Raw genomic sequence first — 24,449 nt, 5'->3', positions numbered from 1 at the left:
CAAGACGAATAACAACACCAGCGGAGCATCACCATGGCGTTCTTCACTGCTGCCAGCAAGGCCGACTTCCAGCATCAACTGCAAGCGGCCCTGGCCCAGCACGTCAGCGACAAGGCGCTGCCACAAGTGGCCCTGTTCGCCGAGCAGTTCTTCGGCATCGTCTCCCTCGATGAGCTGACCCAGCGCCGCCTTGGCGACCTGGCCGGCAGCACCCTTTCTTCCTGGCGCCTGCTCGAACGCTTCGATGGCAAGCCGCTGGTGCGCGTGTACAACCCCGACTACGAAAAGCACGGCTGGCAGTCCACCCACACCGCCGTCGAGGTGCTGCACGCTGACCTGCCGTTCCTGGTCGACTCGGTGCGCATGGAGCTGAACCGTCGCGGCTACAGCATCCACACCCTGCAGAACAGCGTGTTCAGCGTGAAGCGCAAGAAGGGCGGCGAGCTGCAGGAGCTGCTGAGCAAGGGCAGCACCGGCAAGGAGGTGCAGCACGAAGCGCTGATGTACCTGGAGATCGACCGCTGCGCCAATGTCGGCGAGCTGCGTACCCTGGAGAAGGCCCTGCTCGAAGTGCTGGCCGAGGTGCGCCTGGCGGTGGCCGACTTCACCCCGATGAAGGCCAAGGCCGATCAGCTGCTGGCCTGGCTGGGCAAGGCCAAGCTCAAGGTCGACGGCGCCGAGCTGGCCGAGGTGAAGACTTTCCTCGAATACCTGCTGGACAACCACTTCACCTTCCTCGGCTACGAGGAGTTTACCCTGGTCGACGAGAAGGACGGCGGCCATCTGGTCTATGACGAGGCCTCGCTGCTCGGCCTGTCCAAACAGCTGCGCGCCGGCCTGAAGAAGGACGAGCTGCACATCGAGAAGGAGGCCCTGGACTACCTGCGCGAACCGCTGCTGCTGTCCTTCGCCAAGGCCGCCACGCCGAGCCGCGTGCACCGCCCGGCCTACCCGGACTTCGTCTCCATCCGCGAGCTGGACGCCAAGGGCAAGGTGGTCAAGGAATGCCGCTTTATGGGCCTGTACACCTCCTCGGTGTACGCCGACAGCGTCAGCCGCATCCCCTATATCCGCCGCAAGGTGGCCGAGATCGTCCAGCGCTCGGGCTTCGATCCCAAGGCCCACCTGGGCAAGGAGCTGGAGCAGGTACTGGAAGTGCTGCCGCGCGACGACCTGTTCCAGACCCCGGTGGACGAGCTGTTCAACACCGCCATCGCCATCGTGCAGATTCAGGAGCGCAACAAGCTGCGCCTGTTCCTGCGCCGCGACCCCTACGGCCGCTTCGCCTACTGCCTGGCCTACGTGCCGCGCGACGTGTACTCCACCGAGACGCGGGTGAAGATCCAGCAGATCCTCATGGAACGCCTGCAGGCCAGCGACTGCGAGTTCTGGACCTACTTCTCCGAGTCGGTGCTGGCGCGCGTGCAGTTCATCCTCAAGGTCGACCCGAAGAACCGCGTGCAGATCGACCCGGCGCGCCTGGAGAAGGAAGTCATCCAGGCCTGCCGTTCGTGGAAGGACGACTACGCCAGCCTGATCGTCGAAAGCTTCGGCGAGGCCCAGGGCACCCAGGTGCTGGCTGATTTCCCGAAAGGCTTCCCGGCCGGCTACACCGAACGCTTCGCCCCGCACTCGGCGGTGGTCGACATGCAGCACCTGCTCAGCCTGTCCGATGAGCGCCAGCTGGTGATGAGTTTCTACCAGCCGCTGGCCCAGGGCGAGCAGGAGCTGCACTGCAAGCTGTACCACGCCGACACGCCGCTGCCGCTGTCCGACGTCCTGCCGATCCTGGAGAACCTCGGCCTGCGCGTACTCGGTGAGTTCCCTTACAAGCTGCGCCGCGCCGATGGCCGCGAGTTCTGGATTCACGACTTCGCCTTCACTACCGCCGAAGGCGTCGATGTCGATATCCAGCAGCTCAACGAGACCCTGCAGGATGCCTTCGTGCGTATCGTCGAGGGCGCGGCCGAGAACGACGGCTTCAACCGCCTGGTGCTGACCGCCTCGATGCCCTGGCGCGACGTGGCGCTGCTGCGCGCCTACGCCCGCTACCTCAAGCAGATCCGCCTGGGCTTTGACCTGAGCTATATCGCGGCAACATTGGTGAACCATGCCGATATCGCCAAGGAGCTGGTGCGCCTGTTCCGCACCCGTTTCTACCTGGCGCGCAAGCTGTCCGCCGAGGACCTGGAAGACAAACAGCAGAAGCTCGAGCAGGCCATCCTCGCCGCGCTGGACAACGTCGCGGTGCTCAACGAGGACCGCATCCTGCGGCGCTACCTGGACCTGATCAAGGCCACCCTGCGCACCAACTTCTTCCAGAACGGCGCCGACGGCCAGCCCAAGCACTACTTCAGCTTCAAGCTCAGCCCGCGCCTGATCCCGGACATCCCGCGACCGGTGCCGAAGTTCGAGATCTTCGTCTACTGCCCGCGCGTCGAAGGCGTGCACCTGCGCTTCGGCGACGTCGCCCGTGGCGGCCTGCGCTGGTCCGACCGCGAGGAGGACTTCCGCACCGAGGTGCTCGGCCTGGTCAAGGCGCAGCAGGTGAAGAACGCGGTGATCGTGCCGATGGGCGCCAAGGGCGGCTTCATCCCGCGCCGCCTGCCGGTCGGCGGCAACCGCGACGAGGTGCTGGCCGAGGGCATCGCCTGCTACCGCATCTTTATCAGCGGCCTGCTCGACATCACCGACAACCTCAAGGAAGGCAAGGTGGTGCCGCCGGAAGGCGTGGTACGCCACGACCCGGATGATCCCTACCTGGTGGTGGCGGCGGACAAGGGCACCGCGACCTTCTCCGACATTGCCAACGGCATCGCCCTGGACTACGGCTTCTGGCTCGGCGACGCCTTCGCTTCCGGCGGCTCGGCCGGCTACGACCACAAGGGCATGGGCATCACCGCCAAGGGCGGCTGGGTCAGCGTGCAGCGCCACTTCCGCGAGCGCGGCATCGATGTGCAGAAGGACGAGATCAGCGTGATCGGCATCGGCGACATGGCCGGCGACGTGTTCGGCAACGGCCTGCTGCTGTCGGACAAGCTGCAGATGGTCGCTGCGTTCAACCACCAGCACATCTTCATCGACCCGAACCCGGATGCGGCCGCTAGCTTCGTCGAGCGCCAGCGCATGTTCGCCCTGCCGCGCTCCAGCTGGGCCGACTACGACGCCAAGCTGATCTCCGAAGGCGGCGGCATCTTCCTGCGCAGCGCCAAGAGCATCACCATCACCCCGCAGATGAAGCAGCGCTTCGACATCCAGGCCGACAAGCTGGCGCCCACCGAGCTGATCAACGCGCTGCTCAAGGCGCCGGTCGACCTGCTGTGGAACGGCGGCATCGGTACCTACGTCAAGTCGAGCAAGGAAACCCACGCCGACGTCGGCGACAAGGCCAACGACGGCCTGCGCGTCAACGGCTGCGAACTGCGCGCCAAGGTGGTGGGCGAGGGCGGCAACCTCGGCATGACCCAGCTGGGGCGTGTCGAGTACGGTCTCAACGGTGGCGCCAGCAACACCGACTTCATCGACAACGCCGGTGGTGTGGACTGCTCCGACCACGAGGTGAACATCAAGATCCTTCTCGGCGAGATCGTCGCGGCCGGCGACATGACCGGCAAGCAGCGCAACAAGCTGCTGGCCGAGATGACCGATGCGGTCGGTGCGCTGGTGCTGGGCAACAACTACAAGCAGACCCAGGCCCTGTCCCTGGCCGAGCGCCGCGCCCGCGAGCGCCTGGCCGAGTACAAGCGCCTGATGGCGGCACTGGAAGCCGCCGGCAAGCTGGACCGTGCCCTGGAGTTCCTGCCCAGCGATGACGAGCTCAACGAACGCGCCGCCAACGGTCGCGGCCTGACCCGGCCGGAGCTGTCGGTGCTGATCTCCTACAGCAAGATCGACCTCAAGGAAGCGCTGCTGAAGTCCCTAGTGCCGGACGACGACTACCTGGCCCGCGAGATGGAGACCGCCTTCCCGGCGCAGCTGACCAAGAAGTTCGGCGAGGCCATGCGTCGTCACCGCCTCAAGCGCGAAATCGTCAGCACGCAGATCGCCAACGACCTGGTCAACCACATGGGCATCACCTTCGTGCAGCGCCTGAAGGAGTCCACCGGCATGAGCGCGGCCAACGTCGCCGGCGCCTATGTGATCGTGCGCGACGTGTTCCGCCTGCCGCACTGGTGGCAGCAGATCGAGGCGCTGGACTACAAGGTGCCGGCCGAACTGCAGCTGCAGCTGATGGATGAGCTGATGCGCCTGGGCCGCCGCGCCACCCGCTGGTTCCTGCGCAGCCGCCGCGACGATCTGGACGCCGCCCGCGACGTCGGCCACTTCGCCCCGCGCGTGGCCGAGCTGGCCGGGCGCCTGGACGAGCTGCTCGAAGGCCCGGCCCGCGAGCAGTGGCTGGCGCGCTACCAGAGCTTCGTCGAGGCTGGCGCACCGGAGGAACTGGCTCGCGTGGTGGCCGGTACCAGCCACCTGTACACCCTGCTGCCGATCATCGAGGCCGCCGACGTCACCGGCCAGCCGGCGGCGGACGTGGCGACCGCCTACTTCGCCGTGGGTGGCGCGCTGGAGCTGTCCTGGTACCTGCAGCAGCTCACCTCGCTGCCGGTGGAGAACAACTGGCAGGCCCTGGCCCGCGAGGCGTTCCGCGATGACCTGGACTGGCAGCAGCGCGCTATCACCGTTGCCGTGCTGCAGATGGCCGAGGGGCCCAAGGACATCGAGGAGCGCGTGGCCTACTGGCTCGACCAGCACAGGCCGCTGGTGCAGCGCTGGCTTGCCATGCAGGCCGAACTGCGGGCGGCCAGCGGCATCGACTACGCCATGTACACCGTGGCCAGTCGCGAGCTGATGGACCTGGCGCAGAGCGACAAGCAGGGCGTCTGCATTCCCTGAGGAATGTCCCCCCCTCTCCCTCCGGGAGAGGGGTAGGGGTGAGGGTGCCTGGGCCGACTCCGAGTAGCCTGTAATACCCTCACCCGCCCTACGGGCACCCTCTCCCGAAGGGAGAGGGACTGGCCTGTCTGTTCTGCCTCGGTTAGCCTGCTCCAAACAATTAAGTTCGCCAGACAAGGATGGTCCCGCATATCGGCACGGGCCTTGCCTTGCCAAGCGGACAACGGAGAGTAGTCATGACCGACATCCTGATTCTGACCCACGTCGATTATTGTGCTCCGGGCCACCTTGCTACCGTTCTGGAACAGCATGGCCTCGACTTCACGGTGCTGCGTACCGACCTCAACCAGCTGGACGGCTATGACCTGGATCGCCCCCGCGCGGTCGCGGTGATGGGCGGCCCGATGAGCGTCAACGACGACCTGCCCTGGATCAGGGCGGAAATCGACGCACTGCGCCATTTCATCCGCCGCGACATTCCCCTTATCGGCCATTGCCTGGGCGGGCAGCTGATCGCCAAGGCCCTGGGCGCGGCGGTGCACCGCATGCCCTACACCGAGGTGGGCTGGCAGCCGCTGGTGCGGCGCGATGCCGGCAGCCCCTGGCTGGCGCATTTGCCGCGCGAGTTTCCGGTGTACCAGTGGCACAGCGATACCTTCGATTTGCCGCCCGGAGCCGACTGGCTGCTGTCCAGCCCCTGGTGCCCGAACCAGGCGTTCGCCTGGGGCGACAAGGTGCTGGCCCTGCAAGGCCATCCGGAAGTCACCGAGGAGCTGGTGCGCTGGTGGCTGCAGGACTGGTCGCACCTGCTCGATGAAACCCAGGCCAGCCAGCAGGGCCTGCGCCAGATGCTCACCGACCTGCCGACGCGCATCGCTTCGCTGAACCAGGTGGCCGAGGGTTTCTATCGTCACTGGCTGGGCCTGGCCTTCGGCGAGCCGGCGGTGGCTCGTGCCGTCTGATCGGCCCTGGCGTGTTGCAGAGCGGGCACAACCCCATAGCCCGGATGCCATCCGGGAGTGGAGTTGGATTACATCCGGGTTAGCGCTTTCAAGCAGCCATAAAAAAGGCCGCTCAATCAGGAGCGGCCAGCAGGAGCGATCGGCAGGTAGGGGAGCGCCGATCTGGCGAAGCGGCGGGCCTGATGCAGCCGCCGTTCGATGCCGTGCAGTCTGCCCGCCGCGCCGTGCGGAGTGAAATCGAAGCTGCCTATGTGCCTGATAGCAAGCTGCCACGCGCTGGGGCGTGACCCATTGTGGTGCCTCGAAAAGCGCCCCGAACTGGTGCGCGGCGTTTAGCGTGAATTATCAAGTCAATGAAATAAAAGGACTTTATTTCGTGGCACGGCCCTTGCGATGACTCCTCTGTCCGGGTGACAAGGAGTACGGCATGGCCCGCACTTTTTACGATGAGATGTACGACGCGAGCGGCGCAGTCCGCCCGCACTACCGGGAATTTGCCCGCTGGCTGGCCGATACGCCCGCCGAAGTGCAAGCCCAGCGCCGCCGCGAAGCTGACCTGCTGTTCCACCGCGCCGGCATTACCTTCACCCTCTATGGCGACGAGCAGGGCACCGAGCGCCTGATTCCCTTCGACACCATCCCGCGCAGCATTCCCGCCAGCGAGTGGCGCATCGTCGAGGCCGGCTGCATCCAGCGGGTCAAGGCGCTGAACCTGTTCCTCGCCGATATCTACCACGAGCAGCGCATCCTCAAGGCCGGCATCATTCCGGCCGAGCAGGTGCTGGCCAACGAGGGCTACCAGCTGGCCATGCAGGGCCTCGACCTGCACCGCGACATCTACGCGCATATCGCCGGGGTCGACCTGGTGCGCGACGGCGACGGCAGCTTCTACGTGCTGGAAGACAACCTGCGCACGCCCAGCGGCGTCAGCTACATGCTGGAAGACCGCAAGATGATGATGCGCCTGTTCCCCGAGCTGTTCTCCATGCAGCGCGTGGCGCCCATCGACCACTACCCGAGCCTGCTGCTGGATACCCTGAAAAGCTCCAGCCCGATGGATAACCCGGCCGTGGTGGTGCTCACTCCGGGGCGCTTCAACAGCGCCTACTTCGAACACGCTTTCCTCGCCCGCGAGATGGGCGTGGAGCTGGTAGAAGGCGCCGACCTGTTCGTGCGCGACGACAAGGTATTCATGCGCACCACCGCCGGCCCGCAGCCGGTGGACGTGATCTACCGCCGCCTGGACGACGCCTTCCTCGACCCGTTGGCCTTCAATCCGGACTCCATGCTCGGCGTGCCCGGCCTGCTGGCTGCCTATCGCAGCGGCAACGTGGTGCTGGCCAACGCGGTCGGCACCGGAGTGGCGGACGACAAGTCGATCTACCCCTACGTCGGCGACATGATCCGCTTCTACCTGGACGAGGAGCCGATCCTCAAGAACGTGCCCACCTGGCAGTGCCGCAAGCCCGAGGAGCTGTCCCACGTGCTGGCTCACCTGCCCGAGCTGGTGGTCAAGGAAACCCAGGGCTCCGGCGGCTACGGCATGCTGGTCGGCCCGGCCGCCACCAAGGCCGAGATCGAGCTGTTCCGCGAGCGCCTCAAGGCCAACCCGGCGGCCTATATCGCCCAGCCCACCCTGAGCCTGTCGACCTGCCCGACCTTCGTCGAGAGCGGCATTGCCCCACGCCACATCGACCTGCGTCCGTTCGTCCTGTCCGGCCGCGAAACCCGCCTGGTGCCCGGCGGCCTCACCCGCGTGGCGCTGCGCGAGGGCTCGCTGGTGGTCAACTCGTCGCAGGGCGGCGGCACCAAGGACACCTGGGTGGTGGAGGACTGATCATGCTTTCGAGAACTGCCTCCGACCTGTACTGGATGTCGCGCTACCTGGAGCGCGCCGAGAACCTCGCGCGCATGCTCGATGTCAGCTACTCGCTGTCACTGATGCCGCACGACGGCTGTGGCGACGGCCTCGACGAACTGGCGCTGCCGCTGCTGATCACCGGCACCCTGGACGACTACCTGACCCGCCACGGCCAGCTGCACGCCGAGCGCATGCTGCACTTCTTCGCCCTCGATGCGGAGAACCCGGCCAGCCTCTATTGCTGCCTGCAGGGCGCGCGCGCCAACGCTCATGCCGTGCGCGGGCGGATCACCGCCGACATGTGGGAGAACATCAACGCCACCTGGCTGGAGATGCGCGGCATCGCCGCCGAGGGCCTGGGGCGCTACGGCATCAGCCGCTTCTGCGAGTGGGTCAAGGAGCGCTCGCACCTGTTCCGTGGCGCCACCTTCGGCACCATCATGCGTGGCGAGGCCTACCGCTTCATCCGCCTGGGTACCTTCATCGAGCGCGCCGATAACACCCTGCGCCTGCTCGATGCGCGCTACGAAATGCTCGGCGAGGCCGCCGACGAAGTCAGCGACACCTCGGCGCGCGGCTACTACGAGTGGAGCGCGCTGCTGCGTGCGCTGTCCTCGTTCGAGTCCTTCACCGAGATCTACCGCGGCTCGCCGCGCACCCGCAAGATCGCCGAACTGCTGCTGCTGCGCCCCGAAGTGCCACGCTCGCTGCGCGCCTGCATGGAAGAGCTCAACCTGATGCTTGCCGGCCTGCCCGGCGAAAACGGCCGCCCGGCCCAGCGCCTGGCCGCCGAACTGGATGCGCGCTTGCGCTACACCAGCATCGACGAGGTCCTCGACGAGGGCCTGCACACCTGGCTCACCGATTTCATCCTGCTCGTCCGTCAACTGGGCAGCGCCATCCACACGTCCTATCTGGAGGTCGTATGAGACTCTCGATCCGCCACGACACCACCTACAACTACGACGACCAGGTGCGCGCGAGCATCCAGTACCTGCGCCTGACTCCACAGGAAAGCGCGCGCCAGCGGGTGATCAGCTGGCAGCTCGACCTGCCGCGCCCGGTGCGCGCGCAGCGCGACCCCTACGGTAACATCCTGCATGTGCTGACCCTGGACGAGCCGCACGAGGCGCTGGTGATCGGCGCGCGTGGCCAGGTCGACATCGACGAACACTGCGAGTCCGAACGCGACACCCGCTCGCCGCTGCCGTACCTGCGCAGCACCCGCCTGACCCAGGCCGACGACGCCCTGCGCGAGTTCGCCCGCACCAGCAGCGCCGGGCGCAACGACCGCGACGGCCTGATCGGCCTCATGCACGGCCTGCACGCCCATATGCCCTACACGCCGGGCGCGACCCAGGTGGACAGCACCGCCGCCGAAGCCTTCGCCGGCCGCGCCGGGGTGTGCCAGGACCATACCCATGCCTTCCTGGCCTGTGCGCGCAGCCTGGGGGTGCCGTCGCGCTATGTGTCGGGCTACCTGTACACCGAGGACAGCGGCCACCTGGCCAGCCACGCCTGGGCCGAGGCCTGGCTGGGCGATGCCTGGTACAGCTTCGATGTGACCAACCAGCTGGCGCGGCCGGAACGGCATCTGAAGCTGGCGGTGGGGCTGGACTACCTGGATGCCTGCCCGGTACGGGGGATGCGGCGCGGGGGTGGGGGCGAGCAGATGCATGCGCGGGTGAATGTGGCGGCGTTGATGCAGACGCAACAACAGCAGTGAGGCGTGGCGCGTAGAGCGCGCTTTTCTCTTGAACCCCTCTCCCTCCGGGAGAGGGGCAGGGGTGAGGGCGCTCCCATGCGACAAGGGCTTGGTGCATCACTCGGTCTGGCAAGAGCCGATCGGCACCGAGTCAACAACTCGCACCGACGGGTTGGTTTCCCCAATGAAGCGAGCCCGCTCCCTGGCCGCGTTGGCAGGCTCGGTGAAGTGCAGCTCCACGTCGTACTTGAAGCGCTTCATCGTGTTGCTCACCGGCTGGGTGCCGGGGCAGTCGTAGTAGTAATCGCTGACATAGCCCCGCTGGCTGATGCAGCCGGCATCCTCTTCCTCGTCGCTCATTGAGTAACTGTCGCTGAACAGCCGATCCCCATGCCGGGGGCAGGACACTATGGTCACAGCCTTCTCGCAATAGCCGCTGCCCGTGCAGGCTTGGGTGCCGGCCTCTTGATAGGTGCTCAGCACAATTTCCCGCCACTGTCCGGCAATGTCGTAGAGCAGTTCGCTAGCCTCGTGGTCGATGGCAAAGCCGTTGTAGCCGTAGTGGCTGAGCGACAGCGAGGTTTTGAGCTCGGCCCTGGGGTTTCTCAGGATCAGGAACGGGAAGATAAGCGGCTCGGGGACGAAGTCGATGCTGGTGGCCCCAGGCTGCAGAAACTGCCTTGGATCTTCGCGTGAGAGTTGCAGCTTACCGTTGTCACTGGTGGTCAGCGTGCCTGTCGCGGTATAGGCGGTGGAGCAGCCTGCCTGTAGTAGGCAGGCAAGGAGGGCAGTGATGGCGGCAAGTGTTTGGGTTCCTGCAGCAAAACATCCGGGGATGTTCATCGCGTGTGCGTGACCTCATGGTGGTCTGGCTTGGGGATGTCAGTTATCGGGGCGCGCTGCGGGAGGCGAGGGTGGGGCAGTTGAAAATTGCAGGCGGAGCTCGCGGATGCGCATGGGAGGGGATGCACGGGGCTGGGGATATCACTTTGAGATCACAGCCCTGCGGCGGTTCCACGGCACCCTAGGCCCTGTGTTACCGCCTGTTTCTGGGGCTGTATGCGTGCCACCGCGTCAGGCTTCTCAGCGCCATGCTGGGCGCGGCACTGTCGGCGTATGATCGGCCCCGCCATACGCCCCTTCGTGTCACCAAGCTGCGCGCCGGGGCTCAGAGGGTGGGCGCGCAGTTACGGACTGACCAGCACGAAGGCCGCTGTTGCGCGGAATAGTCCGGCGGCCTGATCCAGGGTGTCCAGGCTTCTGTGTTTGTCCTCCGGCGCTGCGGATTGCAATTGACCGTACAGCTGTTCAATTTGCCAGACTTCCTTGAGTTGGCTGGCCAGGTCTGTTGCCTCGGTTTCACCAACCAGATCGCCGATGGCCTTCACCATATGGTCCGCGTGTGCCAGCAGTTCCTGGCAGGTGCCGTGTGGGTAGATGCCTTGCCTGAGCGAGGCGCTGGTTGTCTCGATGGTCTGGGCGATGCCGCTAAGGAAATCCGCAACGGTCTTCTTGCGGGCCTGGCGAGCCTCGGACAATGCATTTCGCAGGTCGAACAGGGCGGAGCCGACCTTGAACAGTGCATCGACGATTCCTGTGGGCATGGTGGGCTACCTCCTTTCTGCTCGGTGAGCGTGGGGGCTTTGTCTTCGGGATTGGGCCGTCAGGAATACGCTAGTTCCTGATGATGTATCGGCAAGCATTTCTCAGCCGGTGCCCCTTGCTTGGGTGGGACGCCCGGTAATGCGAAGCCTGGATTTGCGAGGGGCAGGGCTGTTGGTGCGCCTGAAAAGCCTGCTTGGCCGAGGGTTGGCGTTATTTGTTTGTGCCGCTGCTCGTTTGCGTGTTTTTTGAAACATCAGTTCCGCCCTGCTGGGCGGGTTCCTTTTGGCAGTCGCCCCAAAAGGAACCAAAAGGGCTTGCCCCGCCATCCGGCCCTCCGCTTCGCTCCGGGTTCGTTCGCTCCATCATCGTTCCAGGGGCACGCGTCGAAGGGCCATCCTTGGCCCATCGTCGCTCTCGCGGCATCCATGCCGCTCAACCCCTTCCACGACGATTCCACTCACCCTCCTGAAGGGGCGTTTGGCGCTGCCTGAATGTCCTCAGTAGCAGATGGTCCCCACGCTCCGCGTGGGAACGATCAACGCGCAATGCGCGCAGCGCAGAGAAAAACCACCAGGCACCTCGGGGTCCGAGTCCCCGTCAGGAGGCCGAGTGGAGGTGTTGCGCAGGGGGACGAGCCGCATGGATGCGGCGAGAGGCGTAAAGGGGCATGGACGCCCCTTGTACGCCGGCCCCCGGAGCGGCGCCGGAGGGAGGGGAGTTTGGCGGCGCAGCCGCCAAACCCGGATGTCGGGGTGCGCTTTCTTTTGCTTACTTTTCTTTGCGCAAACAAAGAAAAGTGAGGCGCCGTAAGGGCGCAAGGCATGATTCCATATATGCAGAAAGTTTCGTGTCGCGACGATGGTGGACAAGCAGAGCGTTGTCCACCCTACGAATTGTTAGATATCAGTTGAATAGGGTTTCTTTAATGTCTGCTGTGCTCATTGCGCAAGACTTTTTAATTTGTCTTCAAGAGAGGTGATGGCGAGCTTTGCACGTCGCTGGTGCTCGTCGTTGTGCCACAGTATTGCTGGTGTGGCGCATGCATAGTGTCGTATGAAATCTAAAGCTTTAGATTATATATCTAGAATTAGAGAAATTTCTATTGACCAAGATTTAACATTGAAATGCATGAATTCATCGCGGAGCTCATCAAGGGAGTGGAGCGCTTGGGTATGTCCCTTGTCCTGTAAAGGTTCTGCATCGTGGCGTAAGTTCTGCTTCACAAGTGCCTTTTCAATAAGGCGACTAAAGTTATCCATGTGAGGACTGACACGTGGCGTGTCATTTTCAAATGCACCAAGAAGCCGTTTCCTCCATCTATTGAGAGAGCGGATACGCTTTGGGCTGCGGAGTGTATCGAGTAAATAAACCACTTCCAGTAACGACCGTCATTGCAGCTTTTGAGCAGGAACTCAAAAGACAGCTCTAGAGTGGAGACAAGGTCCTCTGCTGTGTCAGTGCGTACGTACTGGTTATTCATCATTGGTTGGTTGTTGTGCTTGGTGAATAGGGATGGTCTTGCTCTTGCTCATATGCCCCAAATACCCAATCAACTCCCCCAACTCCCTATCACTCAAAACCGCCTCACTAAACCCCGGCATCCGCCCCTGCGGCCACTTCCGCAGGCTCTGCGGGTCCCGAATGTACTGCCGCAAAAAATCCCCCGCGAAATACTCCGTCGGGTTATGCGGAATATTCAGATCCGGCCCGAACTGCGAATCCCCCGCGCCATTCAGGCGGTGACAGGCCAGACAGTTCTTCTGGAACACCGCAAACCCCGCCCGCACCTCAGCACTGGCATCCGCCGCCGGCAGTAGCGCCGGGAAGCGCTGCGCTACCGGGGCCAGCAGACGGAATCTAACCACCTGAAACGGCCACTGCTCCGGGCCGATCTGCGCGGCCTCGGGGTTCTGCCACACCAGATAGAAAGGCCCAGCGCTGGGCTTGCCGGCGGCCAGCGCCGGCCAGGGCTGCGCCGGGTCTTCCACCGCCAGCCAGGCGCGGGCGCCCTGAGTAGAAAGCAGCGGGGCGGCGGGGAGTTCGGCGGCAAAGCCGTCCAGGGCCACGGCCTGCAGGTGATCGCCGGGTTGCACGCCGTCGAGCAGCGCCGCCAGCGGCACGGCGCGGTAGGTCATGGCGCGCTTGTAGGCCACGTCGGTGGCGATCTCGATCTGCTGCGCCTGCGGGTGGCTCAGTAGCTGTGCCGTGCTCCAGCTGCGGCTGCCCTGCGGCAGTTCCAGCCTGAGTTCGCCAGCCTGGGCCAGCGGGGCGAGCAGGGCGGCGCCCAGCAGCAGGCAGCTCAGCAGTTGGTGCATGTGGGGCTCTCGCTCTGGTTGTCGCGGGCCAGCTTGAACTGGTCGTAGCCGCCAGCGTTGATCACCTGGGTGTAGCCCAGCGCCTGCAGCTCGTTCTGGGCGATGCTGGAGCGGCGGCCGCTGCGGCAGTAGAGGACCACCGGGGTGTTCTTGTCCGGCGCCACTTCGGCGATGCGCGCGGCGATGTCGCCGTGGGGGATGAGCTTGGCGCCGGGCAGGGCGCCGCTGGCGAATTCTTCCTGGGAGCGTACGTCGATCAGTACGGCACCAGGCTGGGCCAGGGCGTGCAGGGCAGCTGCGGAGTCGATGTCGCCGGCCTGGGCGGCCAGCGGGCTCAGCGCGAGGCTGAGGCAGAGCAGGAAATGGCGCATGGCAAAGACCTCGTGAAGCGTTGAAAGCTCACGCTAGCACAGTCTCTGCGGGGGTTGTTCCGCGGCCCGAGCGCTACGGCATCGGGCCACGGCGGGTATCGGGAGGATCAGCTGACCAGACGAGTCACGTTGGGCAGGATCAGGATGACGGTGGTGGCGAGGACGATCAGGGTCGCCTGCCGGTACTTGGCTTGTTTCCACATGGCGCTACTGCCTTTGTTCTTGTTGGTGCGTCGGCCGATGGCCTGCAAAGCTTCACAGGACGGGGTCTGGCACCGTGGCGCGGACAAAAAAGCCGCCCCGGCAAAACCCGGCGGCGGCACCTTGCATGGTTAATCCTAGGGGCCTCATCACACCTGGCTTAGACCACTTCGTTTCTAGCGTGTCAGCGGCAGCATCGGGTGGTTATTGGCAGGCGCCTTTGCCGGCGTCGCGGGCCTTGAGCCAGACCGCTCGCGGCCTGGCGGGCGATGCGCGGTGGCTGGGCGACCGCTCGTCTGAGCCGAACGGTCAATGGGCCTGAGCGCATCGGTCATTGAGTCCACAGGGCATGGATTTAAGGTAGGGCGACCCGGCATTTGCCGCTGCCATGCACCGAGGACGTCATGACCGAAGCATATATTTTCGACGCCGTGCGCACCCCGCGCGGCAAGGGCAAGAAGGACGGCGCGCTGTACAGCGTCAAGCCGGTGGACCTGGTGGTCGGCCTGCTCAAGGCCCTGGAAACGCGTAACCGCCTGGACACCGCCCAGGTCGACGATGTGGTGCTGGGCTGCGTGACCCCGGTGGGCGACCAGGGTGCCGATATCGCCAAGACCGCCGTGCTGGCCGCCGACTGGGCCGAGTGCGTGGCCGGCGTGCAGCTCAACCGCTTCTGCGCCTCGGGCCTGGAGGCGGTGAACATGGGCGCGATGAAGGTGCGCTCGGGCTTCGAGGACCTGGTGGTGGTCGGCGGCGTGGAGTCCATGTCGCGCATCCCCATGGGTTCGGACGGCGGCGCCTGGGCGATGGACCCGGCGACCAACCTGCACACCAACTTCGTGCCGCAGGGCGTGGGTGCGGACCTGATCGCCACCCTCGAAGGCTTCTCCCGCAGCGACGTCGACAGCTTCGCCCTGCGCTCGCAGCAGAAGGCCGCGCGCGCCAGTACCGATGGCTCGTTCGCCAAGTCGCTGATCCCGGTCACCGACCAGAACGGCATCGTTCTGCTCGACCACGACGAATTCATCCGTGGCGATTCCACCCTGGAGGGCCTGGGCAAGCTCAAGCCGAGCTTCGAGATGATGGGGCAGATGGGCTTCGACGCCACCGCCCTGCGCAAGTATTCGCACGTCGAGCGCATCGAGCACGTGCACACCCCGGGCAACAGCTCCGGCATCGTCGATGGCGCGGCGCTGATGCTGATCGGCTCCGAGGCCAAGGGCAAGGAGCTGGGCCTCAAGCCGCGTGCGCGCATCGTCGCCACCGCGGTGACCAGTACCGACCCGACCATCATGCTCACCGGCCCGGCACCGGCCACGCGCAAGGCGCTGGCCAAGGCCGGGCTGTCGGTGGAGGACATCGACCTGTTCGAGGTCAACGAGGCGTTTGCCTCGGTGGTGATGAAGTTCATGAAGGACATGGGCGTGCCGGAGAGCAAGGTCAACGTCAACGGCGGTTCCATCGCCATGGGCCACCCGCTGGGCGCCACCGGCTGCGCCATCCTCGGCACCCTGCTCGACGAGCTGGAGAAGCGCGAGCTGCGCTACGGCCTGGCCACCCTCTGCGTGGGTGGCGGCATGGGTATTGCGACCATCATCGAACGAATCTAAGGGCTGTGTAGGGTGGATGGCCGCAGCCATCCACCGTGGCGGCGCGGTGGAAAACCGCGTTGCGGGTTTTCCACCCTACAGGCTCCCGAAAAGGACCAGAAGACATGACTGACGCCATCCGTTACGAAAAGGGCCAGGACAATATCGTCGTCCTGACCATCGACATGCCCGGCCAGAGCGCCAACACCATGAACGCGGTGTACCGCGAGGCCATGGGCCAGACCGTTGCGCGCCTGGAAGCCGAGAAGGACAGCATCGCCGGGGTGATCGTCACCTCGGCGAAGAAGACCTTCTTCGCCGGCGGCGACCTCAACGAGCTGATCAAGGTCACCAAGGCCGATGCCAAGCCGTTCTACGACATGATCCTCAACATCAAGGGCCAGCTGCGCCGCCTGGAGACCCTGGGCAAGCCGGTAGTGGCTGCGATCAACGGCGCCGCGCTGGGCGGCGGCTGGGAGATCTGCCTGGCCTGCCACCATCGCATCGCCCTGGACAATTCCAGCGTGCAGCTGGGCCTGCCGGAAGTGACCCTCGGCCTGCTGCCCGGCGGTGGCGGCGTGGTGCGCATGGTGCGCCTGCTCGGCCTGGAGAAGGCCCTGCCGTACCTGGCCGAAGGCAAGAAGGTACGCCCGGATGCCGCGCTCAAGGCCGGCCTGATCCACGATATCGCCGCCACCCCGGACGAGATGCTGAGCAAAGCGCGCGCCTGGATCGCCGCCAACCCGGCCGCGGTGCAGCCGTGGGACGCCAAGGGCTACAAGATTCCCGGTGGCACGCCGAGCACCCCGGCCGTAGCGCAGATGCTGGCCATTGCGCCGAGCGTGCTGCGCGACAAGACCAAGGGCTGCTTCCCGGCGCCGGAGAAGATCATGTGCGCCGCCGTCGAGGGCGCGCAGGTCGACTTCGATACCGCGCAGATCATCGAGGCGCGCTACTTCACCGAGCTGACCACCGGCCAGGTGGCGAAGAACATGATCGGCACATTCTGGTTCCAGCTCAACGAGATCAACGCCGGCAGCTCGCGCCCGCAGGGCATTCCGCAGTACGTGACCAAGAAGGTCGGCGTGCTCGGCGCCGGCATGATGGGCGCCGGCATCGCCTATGTGTCGGCGGCCGCCGGAATCGAGGTGGTGCTGAAAGACGTATCTATCGAAGCGGCAGAGAAGGGCAAGGGCTACTCGGCCAAGCTGCTCGACAAGAAGGTCAGCCGTGGCCACATGACGGCCGACAAGCGCGACGCCTTCCTCGCCCGCATCAAGCCGACCGCCAGTGATGCCGACCTCGACGGTTGCGACCTGATCATCGAGGCGGTGTTCGAAGACCGCGCCCTCAAGGCCAAGGTCAACGCCGCAGCCGAGGCCGCCGCGCTGCCGGATGCGGTGATTGCCTCCAACACCTCGACGCTGCCGATCACCGGCCTGGCCACGGCGGTGCAGAAGCAGGACAAGTTCATCGGCCTGCACTTCTTCAGCCCGGTCGACAAGATGCCGCTGGTGGAGATCATCAAGGGTGCCAAAACCAGCGACGAGACCCTGGCGCGTGGCTTCGACTACGTGCTGCAGATCAAGAAGACCCCGATCGTGGTCGAGGACAGCCGCGGCTTCTTCACCTCGCGGGTGTTCGGCACCTTCACCAACGAAGGCATCGCCATGCTCGGCGAAGGCGTGAGCGCGGCGATGATCGAGAACGAAGCGCGCAAGGCCGGCATGCCGGTAGGGCCGCTGGCGATCAGCGACGAAGTGTCGATGAGCCTGATGGACCATATCCGCAAGCAGACCGTGGCCGACCTCGCTGCCGAGGGCAAGAGCATCCCCGAGCATCCGGCGTTCGCCGTGATCGACCTGATGCTCAAGGAGTACAAGCGCCCGGGCAAGGCCGCCGGCGGTGGCTTCTACGAGTACCCCGAAGGTGGCAAGAAGCACCTGTGGCCCGAGCTGAAGGCGCGCTTCGAGAAAGCCGATGCGCAGATCTCCCAGGAGGACGTGCGTGACCGCATCCTGTTTATCCAGGCGATCGAGACGGTGCGCTGCGTGGAGGAGGGCGTATTGAAGTCCGTCGCGGACGCCAATATCGGCTCGATCTTCGGCATCGGCTTCGCCGCCTGGACCGGCGGCGCCCTGCAGTTCATCAACCAGTACGGGGTCAAAGACTTCGTTGCCCGTGCCCAGTACCTGGCCGAGCAGTACGGCGAACGCTTCCTGCCGCCGGCGCTGCTGCTGGAGAGGGCGGCCAAGGGCGAAGGCTTCTGAGTGTCCCGCTGTCTGGCTCGCGGTTTTTCCGTGAAACAGGCGTGAACAAAACCGGCCCTGGTGGCCGGTTTTGTTTTAGGGGGGCGAAGGGGCAGCGCCTATACTCGCAGGGTGTTCGATTCGGGCCGAGGGACAGGTGATTATTCATCGACTCAGATATGCGCTGGTGGCCTTGCTGCTGGCGTTGATGGCGAGCACCGTCGCGGCAGATGACGAGGCATTGAATATCTATGTCGGTCAGGGGCAGATGCCTTTCGCCGATGACAAACCCGACAACCGCGGCGTATATGGCGACCTGATGGCGGAGCTGTGCCGGCGCCTGCAGCGTGAGTGCCACTACCACAGCGTGCCCTGGAAGCGCGTACAGGTGGCGGTGGCGGGTGATCCGCACGGCATCGTGCTCAACCTGGGGCGCACCGCCGAGCGCGAGCAGCACTTCGTCTGGCTGCTGAGCGTGTTGCCCACCTCCTATGTGCTGGCGAGCACCGAGCAGCGCTTCGACAACTTGGCGGAGGCGCTGGCTGCCGGCCCTGTGGTGGTGATGGGCGGCACGCCACGCGCGCAGGAAGCGCAGGCGCTGAAGCAGGACGGCCAGACGGTGGTGGAGGTGACCGATCCCGAGCAGGCGGCGCGCATGCTGCATAGCGGGCGGGTGCGCTCCTGGTACGAGATCGATTTGCGCGTGCTGTACCTGTGGCGGCGCCTCGGCTATCCCATTGATCAGGTGCAGGCGGGGCAGCCCATCAGCTTCAATACCAGCTTCATCGCCGGCAGCCCGGTGCTGCTGCAGGCCGATCAGTTGCGCGGGCAGATGGAACAGGCCTTCGCGGTGATGCGCATGGACGGCAGCTGGCGGCGTATTCTGGCCCGGCATCTGGGTGAGGAAGTGGCGCTGCGCCTGAGCACACCCTGAGCCGCATCAGGCGGCCTGGCACCAGCCGTGCTGCAGGCACACCAGGTCGTGGATGGCCAGTTTCTCGCTCTGCCGGGTCGGCATGCGCAGGGTCAGCAGGCTGCCGTCATCCATGTGTACGGCCGCTTCGGACTCGAAGTGCAGGCCGGAGTCGCTGAGGCTGACGTAGGTCACGCCGTAGCTGTTGCTGTTGCCGAAGGCTTCGGTGATGGTCATGGCTGATTCTCCGAATGGGCACGCCGCCAGGGTTACTGGCGGGCGCGGTCCTGCTGGGCTGGCTGGTGGGTGGCCGGGGCGCTGTGGAAGGCCGAGGCGGCGATCAGGCTGGCGATGGCGGCAAAACTGCTCATGTTGGGTTCCTCTGGGAGTGGCTGGGTACGGCTGCATCTTTGCCGAGCTCGGCCATCGACAGAAGTGAATGCTCGGCATGGTTGCTATCGAATGCAGTGATAGTTGCCGAACATCGCCCGATGGCGTCGGAAAGCCCCGTGGATATTGCGTTCCAGGGGGCTTCGATGCACGCTAGGCGCCTTCTCAACCACCCCAGGTCGCCTCAGGTAATCCGCTCAATGTCGCTGCGTATCTGCATTCTGGAAACCGATGTACTCCGCCCCGAACTGGTCGACCAATATCAGGGCTACGGCCGCATGTTTCAGCGGCTGTTCGCGCAGCAACCGCTGGCGGCGCAATTCGAGGTGTTCAACGTGGTGCAGGGTGACTACCCGGCGGCCGGCGAGCGCTATGACGCCTACCTGGTGACGGGCAGCAAGGCCGATTCGTTCGGCAGCGATCCCTGGATCCAGACGCTCAAGACCTTCCTGCTAGAGCGCTACGAGAACGGCGACAAGCTGCTCGGCATCTGCTTCGGCCACCAGCTGCTGGCCCTGCTGCTGGGCGGCCGCGCCGAACGTGCCAGCCAGGGCTGGGGGGTGGGCATTCACCGTTACGAGGTGAAGCAGCGGCCGCAGTGGATGAGCCCGGCGCTGGAGGAGCTGACCCTGCTGATCAGCCACCAGGACCAGGTCACCGCGCTGCCGGAAAAGGCCACGCTGCTGGCCTCCAGCGAGTTCTGTCCGGTGGCGGCCTACTGCATCGAGGATCAGGTGCTGTGCTTCCAGGGCCACCCGGAGTTCGTCCACGACTACTCGCGTGCGCTGCTCGACATCCGCCAGAAGTGCATTGGTGAGCCAGTCTACAGCCGTGCCGTGGAGAGCCTGGCGCACCAGCACCAGGGTGCGACAGTGGCGGAGTGGATGATGCGCTTCGTGGCCCAGGGCAAGGACGCGGAAAGCGCCTGAGGGCTCCGCTAGCGGGCCGGCCCTGGCTGCCGGCCCGTGCTGCGTGCTACAGCCAGCCCATGCGCTTGAAGTTGGCGAACAGCCCGACGCAGCCGATGCCGATGATGCCGAGCACGCCGAAGTAGCCGTAGTGCCAGGTCAGCTCCGGCATGTTCTGGAAGTTCATCCCGTAGATGCCTGCTACGGCAGTGGGGAAAGCCAGGATCGCCGCCCAGGCGGCGAACTTGCGCTGGGTCAGGCTTTGTCGCGACGACTCCAGCAGCAGGCCGATCTCGATCGCGTGGTCGGCCATCTCGCGCAGCCCGGTGAGGTCTTCCATCAGGCGGCTGACGTGGATCGCGATGTCGCGGAAATACGGGCGCATGTGCTTGTCGATGAACGGGAAGTCGAGCTGTTGCAGCTCCTTGCAGATCTCCGTCATGGGTGCAACCTGCCGGCGCAGGCGCAGCAGATCGCGGCGCAGGCCGTGGATGCGTTCGACATCGCCTTGCTGCAACGGCCGGCCCAAAATGGCCTCCTCGATGTCCTCCAGCTCGCCATGAATGCAATCCAGCAGCGGCCGGTAGTTCTCGATCACGAAGCTCATTAGCGCGTACAGCACGAAGTCCTCGCCGTGCTCCAGTAGCAGCGGACGCGCCTCGCAGCGCTGGCGCACGGTGGAGTAGGGCGCGGAGTTGCCGTAGCGGGCGCTGATCACATAGCCCTTGCCGGCGAACAGCTGGGTCTCGACGAACTCGAGGCGGCCGTCCTTGCGGATCGACGAGTAGAGCACCATGAACAGGGCGTCGCCGAAGATTTCCAGCTTGGCGCGGGTGTGCTGGGCGATGGCGTCTTCCATGGCCAGCTCATGCAGGCCGAACTGCTCCTGCAGGGTGTGCAGCTCGCTGCTGCCGGGGTCGCGCAGGCCGATCCAGACGAAATGCTCGGGCCTGGCGGCCCACTGGTGTCCTTCGTCGAGGGCGATATCGGCGACTTTGCGGCCTTTGTGATACGCGGCGGCGGCAACGACCTGACCCATGGGCTTTCCTCTGCGTGGCGATGCCGGCAGCTTAACCCATGGGTGGCGGGCGGGTCAGGCCTTGGTCAGTTGCAGGTCGAGCTGCTCGATGCTCTCGCGCATCATCTGCTGGCAGCGCTCCATCAGCTGGGGCAGATCGTCCAGGGTCAGGCCCAGCGTGGGGATGGCCGGCAGCGAGCGAATCAGCACCTTGCCGCTGCTCCAGCTATTGATCTTGAGGCGGTTGGCGTAGGTGCTGACGCACACCGGAATGATCGGCACGCCGGCGGCGATGGCCATCTGGAAGGCGCCTTTCTTGAACGGCAGCAGGCCCTTGCCCAGATTGCGCGTGCCTTCGGGGAACACCCAGATGGAGGTGTCGCGCTGCTGCAGGGTCTCGGTGGTCTGCAGCATGGCCTGCTTGGCCTGGCGCCCGTTGCCACGGTCGATCAGCACGTTGCCGGCCAGCCAGTACAGTTGGCCGAAGAAGGGAATCCACTTCAGGCTCTTCTTGCCGATGCTCACGGTGCGCGGCGGCACCACGCGGCCGAGCACATAGAGGTCGTAGTTGGACTGGTGATTGGCCACCACCACGCACGGACGATCCTGGCCGAACAGGCTGCTGACCTCGGTTTTCACCCGCAGGCGCAGCAGGCACAGCGCCGGCAGCGAGTACAGGCGCGCGCACAGTCGACTGTTGTCCGGATTGAATGGGCGGCACAGGCCGAGTAGCAGGCCGAGCACGCCTGCAACAATAAAGTGCAGGCCCATCAACAACATACGCGCGAGGAAAAGCATTCTGGAGAGCCTACCGGCAGATAAAAGGTGGCGAAGTTTACGGGTGTGCACTGCTTTCGGCAATTGACGCCGATCAGAGGTTGTTGCCAGGCGTTTCCCCGCTGATCGCCGCAAACAAAAAGCCCGGCACTGGGCCGGGCTTGTGCATCGGGCGCTGGGCTCAGCCGAGGTGCTGCTGGTCCAGTTCGATGGCCTTGTCCAGGGTCTCCAGGAAGGCCTTGCGTACCTTCAGCTTGGTGTTCTTGTGCGCGGTCATGTTGATCTTCTTCAGCTGCTGAGCGGCGGCAACTGCGGTGGCCATCAGCTGCTCGGCCGGTACCACCTTGTCGAGGAAGCCTGCATCCACGGCACCTTCGGGGTTGAAGATCTCGCCGTTGATCACCGAGCGGTGGAAGGCGGAGCGGCGCAGGCGGTCGCGCGCCAGTTCGATGCCGGCGTGGTGCATGGTCATGCCGATCTGCACTTCATTCAGGCCGATGTTGAACGGGCCTTCCACGCCGATGCGGTAGTCGGCCGACAGCAGGATGAAGGCGCCCTTGGCGATGGCGTGGCCCGGGCAGGCGACGATGATCGGGTAGGGGTGAGCCAGCATGCGGCGCGCCAGGGTGGAGCCGGCGGTGACCAGGGCCACGGCATTCTGCGGGCTGGAAGTCATCACCTTGAGGTCGTAGCCGCCGGAGAGGATGCCCGGCTGACCGGTGATGATCACCACGGCGCGGTCCTGCACGGCCTGATCCAGGGCGGCATTGAAGGCGACGATCACGTCGGGGGAGATGGCATTCACCTTGCCGTTGTTGAGGGTCAGGGTGGCGATGCCGTCTTCGAGTTGATAGCTGATCAGGTCGCTCATGGCGCAAATCCTAGTGCGGGTGGCTGGAAGTGGCGCTGACGTTACCCAGCACGGGGCCGGGGGTAAAGCGCTTTGGCTGACCGGAGGGTCATCCGCCCGTCGCCTGACTGCCTATCAGCCCCATCGGTATCGGCAATTGGCTGCTATACCCAGCAGTGACTTAGGTTGGTCGCGCACCTGAGGAGCATCGCCATGACCCGTCTCATTCCCTATCTGCTGCCGTTGCTGCTGATCGGCCTGACCCTGCTGGCCAGCAGCCCCCATAGCCACAGCCAGTCCGGCGTGTTGCTGCTGTCGGCCTTCAGCCTGTTCGTATCCCTGGGCTACCTGCTGTTCGGCGCCCGGCACCTTGACCCGGATTCCGGCCATTCTGCATAAGCGCATGAATCGACTGAAAAAAAGTTTGCATTCGAAGGAACGTGCGGCTACATTAGCGCGCCTCGACGGACCAGACTGGTACGGCGAGATCCGGTGAAGTGTCCGAGCGGTTGAAGGAGCACGCCTGGAAAGTGTGTATACGGGAAACCGTATCGAGGGTTCGAATCCCTCCTTCACCGCCAGAACCCATTGCTAAAGCCCTGAAAGCATACGTGTTTTCGGGGCTTTTGCTTTTGGGGCGGGAAATGTGTCGATAAGGTGTCGAAGATTCTTGGCATTGAGTCTCGATGCTGATTCCCTTGCGGCTGGAATCTGGCGCATACAAAGGAGCATTCAATGAACAAGGAGCGTGTGGTAGTCCTTCTGTTTTTTCTACTGGGCATACCTTTATCGGTGAGTGCGCAAATCTACAAATGGACGGATGCCAACGGGAAGGTTCAGTTCAGTAGCGTCCCTCCCGCTGGAGGAGCTGCTGAAGAGATTCCCACACACAGCAGCACTTCTCTGGCGCCGACATCCATCCAAGCAGAACCCGTCAGTGATGCGCAGGGTTCTGGCTCCGAAGCTTCTGCTCTTCAAGCCTCAGCGATCATAGGAAAGTGGCGGCTTGCAGTTGAATATCCGGGTACTTCTGATTGGACATTCAATGCAGATGGCACCTTTGTGCGGGAGTGGAAAACGCCAGGGTGGGGTGAAGGGCGAGGAAGTGGGGTGTGGCGTGTTGAGAGCGGTGGTTTGCTCATTGATGAGAAGAAGGCCAGCAGCACCTTCGTCAATGGGGAAACAGTGCCTTTCCGCCCTGAGATAACTATCTATCGAGTCATTGCGATTAGAGCGCAATCGATATTGGTAAAGCGCAAGGACGAACTAGGAGTCCTTGAGCCCACCGAGTGGGTTAGGGTGAAGTAGTTTCTAAAGGGTTTGGACGCAAAGCCTCTTGAAGATGATCCGGGGCCAGGTGTGCATAGCGCATAGTCATCGTTAGCGACGAGTGCCCAGGATTTTCTGCAGTACCAGGATGTTCCCGCCTCGCATCACGAAGTGGCTCGCGAAGCTGTGGCGCAGCACATGGGTGGCCTGACCTGCAGGTAAGCGAATCGAGGTGGTTCCAAGGACTCGACTTAAGGTCAGCATGCACTGAGTGAATGGGCCATGCTACCGCCAGTGATTCTTTAGCCGCTTGGCCTGATAGACCGAAGCCGGCACCAACCGAACCCGCTTCGACTTGATATTGGCGAAGGTCTCCCCTCCCGAAATGAGTTGTCTTGCGACGCACTGAAACGTCTCGTTAAGGGTTCAAATTACTGTATCTCCTTCGCAGAAGATTTATGTATATCAATTAGTTGCGAGGGGGTTCTTTGGCTTTGATATGATGTGAAGCGCCATGGGGCGAGGCAGTTGCTTCCCGGCAGATAGCTGGGCGTAGTATTTGGAGAGGAGTCT

Annotated in this window: 19 protein-coding genes, 1 tRNA gene and 1 pseudogene; 12 read left to right on the top strand and 9 right to left on the bottom strand. The window is 64.3% G+C overall.

Annotation, left to right across the window (positions count from 1 at the left end):
* Positions 1-33 precede the first annotated feature (33 nt).
* From PA6_RS19800 to PA6_RS19780, 5 genes are all read left to right on the top strand, one after another.
* On the top strand, positions 34-4,893 hold the full coding sequence (locus tag PA6_RS19800; protein WP_021702743.1) for an NAD-glutamate dehydrogenase: 4,860 nt from the start codon (positions 34-36) through the stop codon (positions 4,891-4,893).
* A gap of 236 nt (positions 4,894-5,129) precedes the next feature.
* Positions 5,130-5,855, top strand: coding sequence for a type 1 glutamine amidotransferase (locus PA6_RS19795; RefSeq protein ID WP_021702742.1), 726 nt, complete (start codon positions 5,130-5,132; stop codon positions 5,853-5,855).
* 427 nt (positions 5,856-6,282) lie between these two features.
* Positions 6,283-7,692 (top strand): circularly permuted type 2 ATP-grasp protein, encoded by a 1,410-nt coding sequence (locus tag PA6_RS19790; protein ID WP_021702741.1) that lies wholly within the window; start codon positions 6,283-6,285, stop codon positions 7,690-7,692.
* 2 nt (positions 7,693-7,694) lie between these two features.
* Positions 7,695-8,645 (top strand): alpha-E domain-containing protein, encoded by a 951-nt coding sequence (locus tag PA6_RS19785; RefSeq protein WP_021702740.1) that lies wholly within the window; start codon positions 7,695-7,697, stop codon positions 8,643-8,645.
* On the top strand, positions 8,642-9,442 hold the full coding sequence (locus PA6_RS19780; RefSeq protein ID WP_021702739.1) for a transglutaminase family protein: 801 nt from the start codon (positions 8,642-8,644) through the stop codon (positions 9,440-9,442). The genes PA6_RS19785 and PA6_RS19780 overlap by 4 nt, the downstream gene beginning before the upstream one ends.
* Before the next feature lie 96 nt (positions 9,443-9,538).
* Here the strand turns inward: PA6_RS19780 and PA6_RS19775 are convergent, their stop codons facing one another.
* From PA6_RS19775 to PA6_RS19760, 4 genes are all read right to left on the bottom strand, one after another.
* The gene (locus PA6_RS19775) at positions 9,539-10,264 is read right to left on the bottom strand and encodes a hypothetical protein (protein ID WP_021702738.1); all 726 of its coding nucleotides are present in this window, start codon (positions 10,262-10,264) and stop codon (positions 9,539-9,541) included.
* 344 nt (positions 10,265-10,608) lie between these two features.
* A complete protein-coding gene (locus PA6_RS19770) occupies positions 10,609-11,025 on the bottom strand; it encodes a hypothetical protein (protein WP_021702737.1) in 417 nt (138 codons plus the stop codon).
* Between the two features lie 1,473 nt (positions 11,026-12,498).
* Positions 12,499-13,341, bottom strand: coding sequence for a c-type cytochrome (locus PA6_RS19765; RefSeq protein ID WP_021702735.1), 843 nt, complete (start codon positions 13,339-13,341; stop codon positions 12,499-12,501).
* Positions 13,326-13,712, bottom strand: coding sequence for a rhodanese-like domain-containing protein (locus tag PA6_RS19760; protein WP_021702734.1), 387 nt, complete (start codon positions 13,710-13,712; stop codon positions 13,326-13,328). The genes PA6_RS19765 and PA6_RS19760 overlap by 16 nt, the downstream gene beginning before the upstream one ends.
* A 605-nt stretch (positions 13,713-14,317) precedes the next feature.
* On the opposite strand from PA6_RS19760, the gene PA6_RS19755 reads away from it, so the two are divergent.
* The 3 genes from PA6_RS19755 (at position 14,318) to PA6_RS19745 (ending at position 18,685) form a co-directional block, all read left to right on the top strand.
* Entirely contained in the window at positions 14,318-15,523 is a 1,206-nt protein-coding gene (locus PA6_RS19755; protein WP_021702732.1) for an acetyl-CoA C-acetyltransferase, read from the top strand.
* Between the two features lie 104 nt (positions 15,524-15,627).
* The gene (locus tag PA6_RS19750; RefSeq protein WP_021702731.1) at positions 15,628-17,772 is read left to right on the top strand and encodes a 3-hydroxyacyl-CoA dehydrogenase NAD-binding domain-containing protein; all 2,145 of its coding nucleotides are present in this window, start codon (positions 15,628-15,630) and stop codon (positions 17,770-17,772) included.
* A gap of 136 nt (positions 17,773-17,908) precedes the next feature.
* Positions 17,909-18,685: a substrate-binding periplasmic protein gene (locus PA6_RS19745; protein ID WP_021702730.1), complete on the top strand. Its 777-nt coding sequence runs from the start codon at positions 17,909-17,911 to the stop codon at positions 18,683-18,685.
* Positions 18,686-18,691: 6 nt separating this feature from the next.
* Here PA6_RS19745 and ptrC read toward each other — a convergent pair whose 3' ends face one another.
* Positions 18,692-18,901, bottom strand: coding sequence for a type III secretion system co-regulatory protein PtrC (gene ptrC, locus PA6_RS19740; protein ID WP_021702729.1), 210 nt, complete (start codon positions 18,899-18,901; stop codon positions 18,692-18,694).
* A gap of 353 nt (positions 18,902-19,254) precedes the next feature.
* Here ptrC and PA6_RS19735 point away from each other — a divergent pair, with 353 nt between their 5' ends.
* Entirely contained in the window at positions 19,255-19,983 is a 729-nt protein-coding gene (locus PA6_RS19735; RefSeq protein ID WP_021702728.1) for an amidotransferase, read from the top strand.
* A gap of 46 nt (positions 19,984-20,029) precedes the next feature.
* On the opposite strand, the gene PA6_RS19730 is transcribed toward PA6_RS19735, so the two are convergent.
* From PA6_RS19730 to PA6_RS19720, 3 genes are all read right to left on the bottom strand, one after another.
* Positions 20,030-21,001, bottom strand: coding sequence for a magnesium and cobalt transport protein CorA (locus PA6_RS19730; RefSeq protein WP_021702727.1), 972 nt, complete (start codon positions 20,999-21,001; stop codon positions 20,030-20,032).
* A gap of 54 nt (positions 21,002-21,055) precedes the next feature.
* The gene (locus PA6_RS19725; RefSeq protein ID WP_043217092.1) at positions 21,056-21,778 is read right to left on the bottom strand and encodes a 1-acylglycerol-3-phosphate O-acyltransferase; all 723 of its coding nucleotides are present in this window, start codon (positions 21,776-21,778) and stop codon (positions 21,056-21,058) included.
* Positions 21,779-21,938: 160 nt separating this feature from the next.
* On the bottom strand, positions 21,939-22,628 hold the full coding sequence (locus PA6_RS19720) for a crotonase/enoyl-CoA hydratase family protein (protein ID WP_021702725.1): 690 nt from the start codon (positions 22,626-22,628) through the stop codon (positions 21,939-21,941).
* A 192-nt stretch (positions 22,629-22,820) separates the two neighbouring features.
* Between PA6_RS19720 and PA6_RS19715 the strand changes: the two genes are divergently transcribed.
* The 3 genes from PA6_RS19715 to PA6_RS22965 all read left to right on the top strand — a co-directional run bounded on the left by PA6_RS19715 (position 22,821) and on the right by PA6_RS22965 (position 23,915).
* Entirely contained in the window at positions 22,821-23,006 is a 186-nt protein-coding gene (locus PA6_RS19715) for a hypothetical protein (RefSeq protein WP_021702724.1), read from the top strand.
* Between the two features lie 92 nt (positions 23,007-23,098).
* A tRNA-Ser gene (locus PA6_RS19710) sits at positions 23,099-23,188 on the top strand.
* Between the two features lie 154 nt (positions 23,189-23,342).
* On the top strand, positions 23,343-23,915 hold the full coding sequence (locus PA6_RS22965) for a DUF4124 domain-containing protein (protein ID WP_021702723.1): 573 nt from the start codon (positions 23,343-23,345) through the stop codon (positions 23,913-23,915).
* Here PA6_RS22965 and PA6_RS24305 read toward each other — a convergent pair.
* Positions 23,902-24,260 (bottom strand): annotated as a pseudogene (locus PA6_RS24305) (tyrosine-type recombinase/integrase); the annotation flags it as partial. The gene PA6_RS22965 and the pseudogene PA6_RS24305 sit on opposite strands and share 14 nt — an antisense overlap.
* Positions 24,261-24,449 lie beyond the last annotated feature (189 nt).

It is taken from the genome of Aquipseudomonas alcaligenes NBRC 14159 (assembly GCF_000467105.1).
In the GTDB taxonomy this organism is placed as follows: domain Bacteria; phylum Pseudomonadota; class Gammaproteobacteria; order Pseudomonadales; family Pseudomonadaceae; genus Aquipseudomonas; species Aquipseudomonas alcaligenes.
Note: the sequence above shows the minus strand (reverse complement) of the source record. Positions and strands in the feature narration are given on the sequence as shown.

What these genes read in the sequence shown, in the direction of transcription:
- PA6_RS19760 (WP_021702734.1), bottom strand. Translation starts at nt 13,712, where the DNA reads ATGCGCCATTTCCTGCTCTGCCTCAGCCTCGCGCTGAGCCCGCTGGCC.
- PA6_RS19725 (WP_043217092.1), bottom strand. Translation starts at nt 21,778, where the DNA reads ATGCTTTTCCTCGCGCGTATGTTGTTGATGGGCCTGCACTTTATTGTT.
- PA6_RS19770 (WP_021702737.1), bottom strand. Translation starts at nt 11,025, where the DNA reads ATGCCCACAGGAATCGTCGATGCACTGTTCAAGGTCGGCTCCGCCCTG.
- PA6_RS19735 (WP_021702728.1), top strand. Translation starts at nt 19,255, where the DNA reads ATGTCGCTGCGTATCTGCATTCTGGAAACCGATGTACTCCGCCCCGAA.
- PA6_RS19795 (WP_021702742.1), top strand. Translation starts at nt 5,130, where the DNA reads ATGACCGACATCCTGATTCTGACCCACGTCGATTATTGTGCTCCGGGC.
- PA6_RS19720 (WP_021702725.1), bottom strand. Translation starts at nt 22,628, where the DNA reads ATGAGCGACCTGATCAGCTATCAACTCGAAGACGGCATCGCCACCCTG.
- PA6_RS19790 (WP_021702741.1), top strand. Translation starts at nt 6,283, where the DNA reads ATGGCCCGCACTTTTTACGATGAGATGTACGACGCGAGCGGCGCAGTC.
- PA6_RS19780 (WP_021702739.1), top strand. Translation starts at nt 8,642, where the DNA reads ATGAGACTCTCGATCCGCCACGACACCACCTACAACTACGACGACCAG.
- PA6_RS19800 (WP_021702743.1), top strand. Translation starts at nt 34, where the DNA reads ATGGCGTTCTTCACTGCTGCCAGCAAGGCCGACTTCCAGCATCAACTG.
- ptrC (WP_021702729.1), bottom strand. Translation starts at nt 18,901, where the DNA reads ATGACCATCACCGAAGCCTTCGGCAACAGCAACAGCTACGGCGTGACC.
- PA6_RS19765 (WP_021702735.1), bottom strand. Translation starts at nt 13,341, where the DNA reads ATGCACCAACTGCTGAGCTGCCTGCTGCTGGGCGCCGCCCTGCTCGCC.
- PA6_RS19785 (WP_021702740.1), top strand. Translation starts at nt 7,695, where the DNA reads ATGCTTTCGAGAACTGCCTCCGACCTGTACTGGATGTCGCGCTACCTG.
- PA6_RS19730 (WP_021702727.1), bottom strand. Translation starts at nt 21,001, where the DNA reads ATGGGTCAGGTCGTTGCCGCCGCCGCGTATCACAAAGGCCGCAAAGTC.
- PA6_RS22965 (WP_021702723.1), top strand. Translation starts at nt 23,343, where the DNA reads ATGAACAAGGAGCGTGTGGTAGTCCTTCTGTTTTTTCTACTGGGCATA.
- PA6_RS19715 (WP_021702724.1), top strand. Translation starts at nt 22,821, where the DNA reads ATGACCCGTCTCATTCCCTATCTGCTGCCGTTGCTGCTGATCGGCCTG.
- PA6_RS19755 (WP_021702732.1), top strand. Translation starts at nt 14,318, where the DNA reads ATGACCGAAGCATATATTTTCGACGCCGTGCGCACCCCGCGCGGCAAG.
- PA6_RS19750 (WP_021702731.1), top strand. Translation starts at nt 15,628, where the DNA reads ATGACTGACGCCATCCGTTACGAAAAGGGCCAGGACAATATCGTCGTC.
- PA6_RS19775 (WP_021702738.1), bottom strand. Translation starts at nt 10,264, where the DNA reads ATGAACATCCCCGGATGTTTTGCTGCAGGAACCCAAACACTTGCCGCC.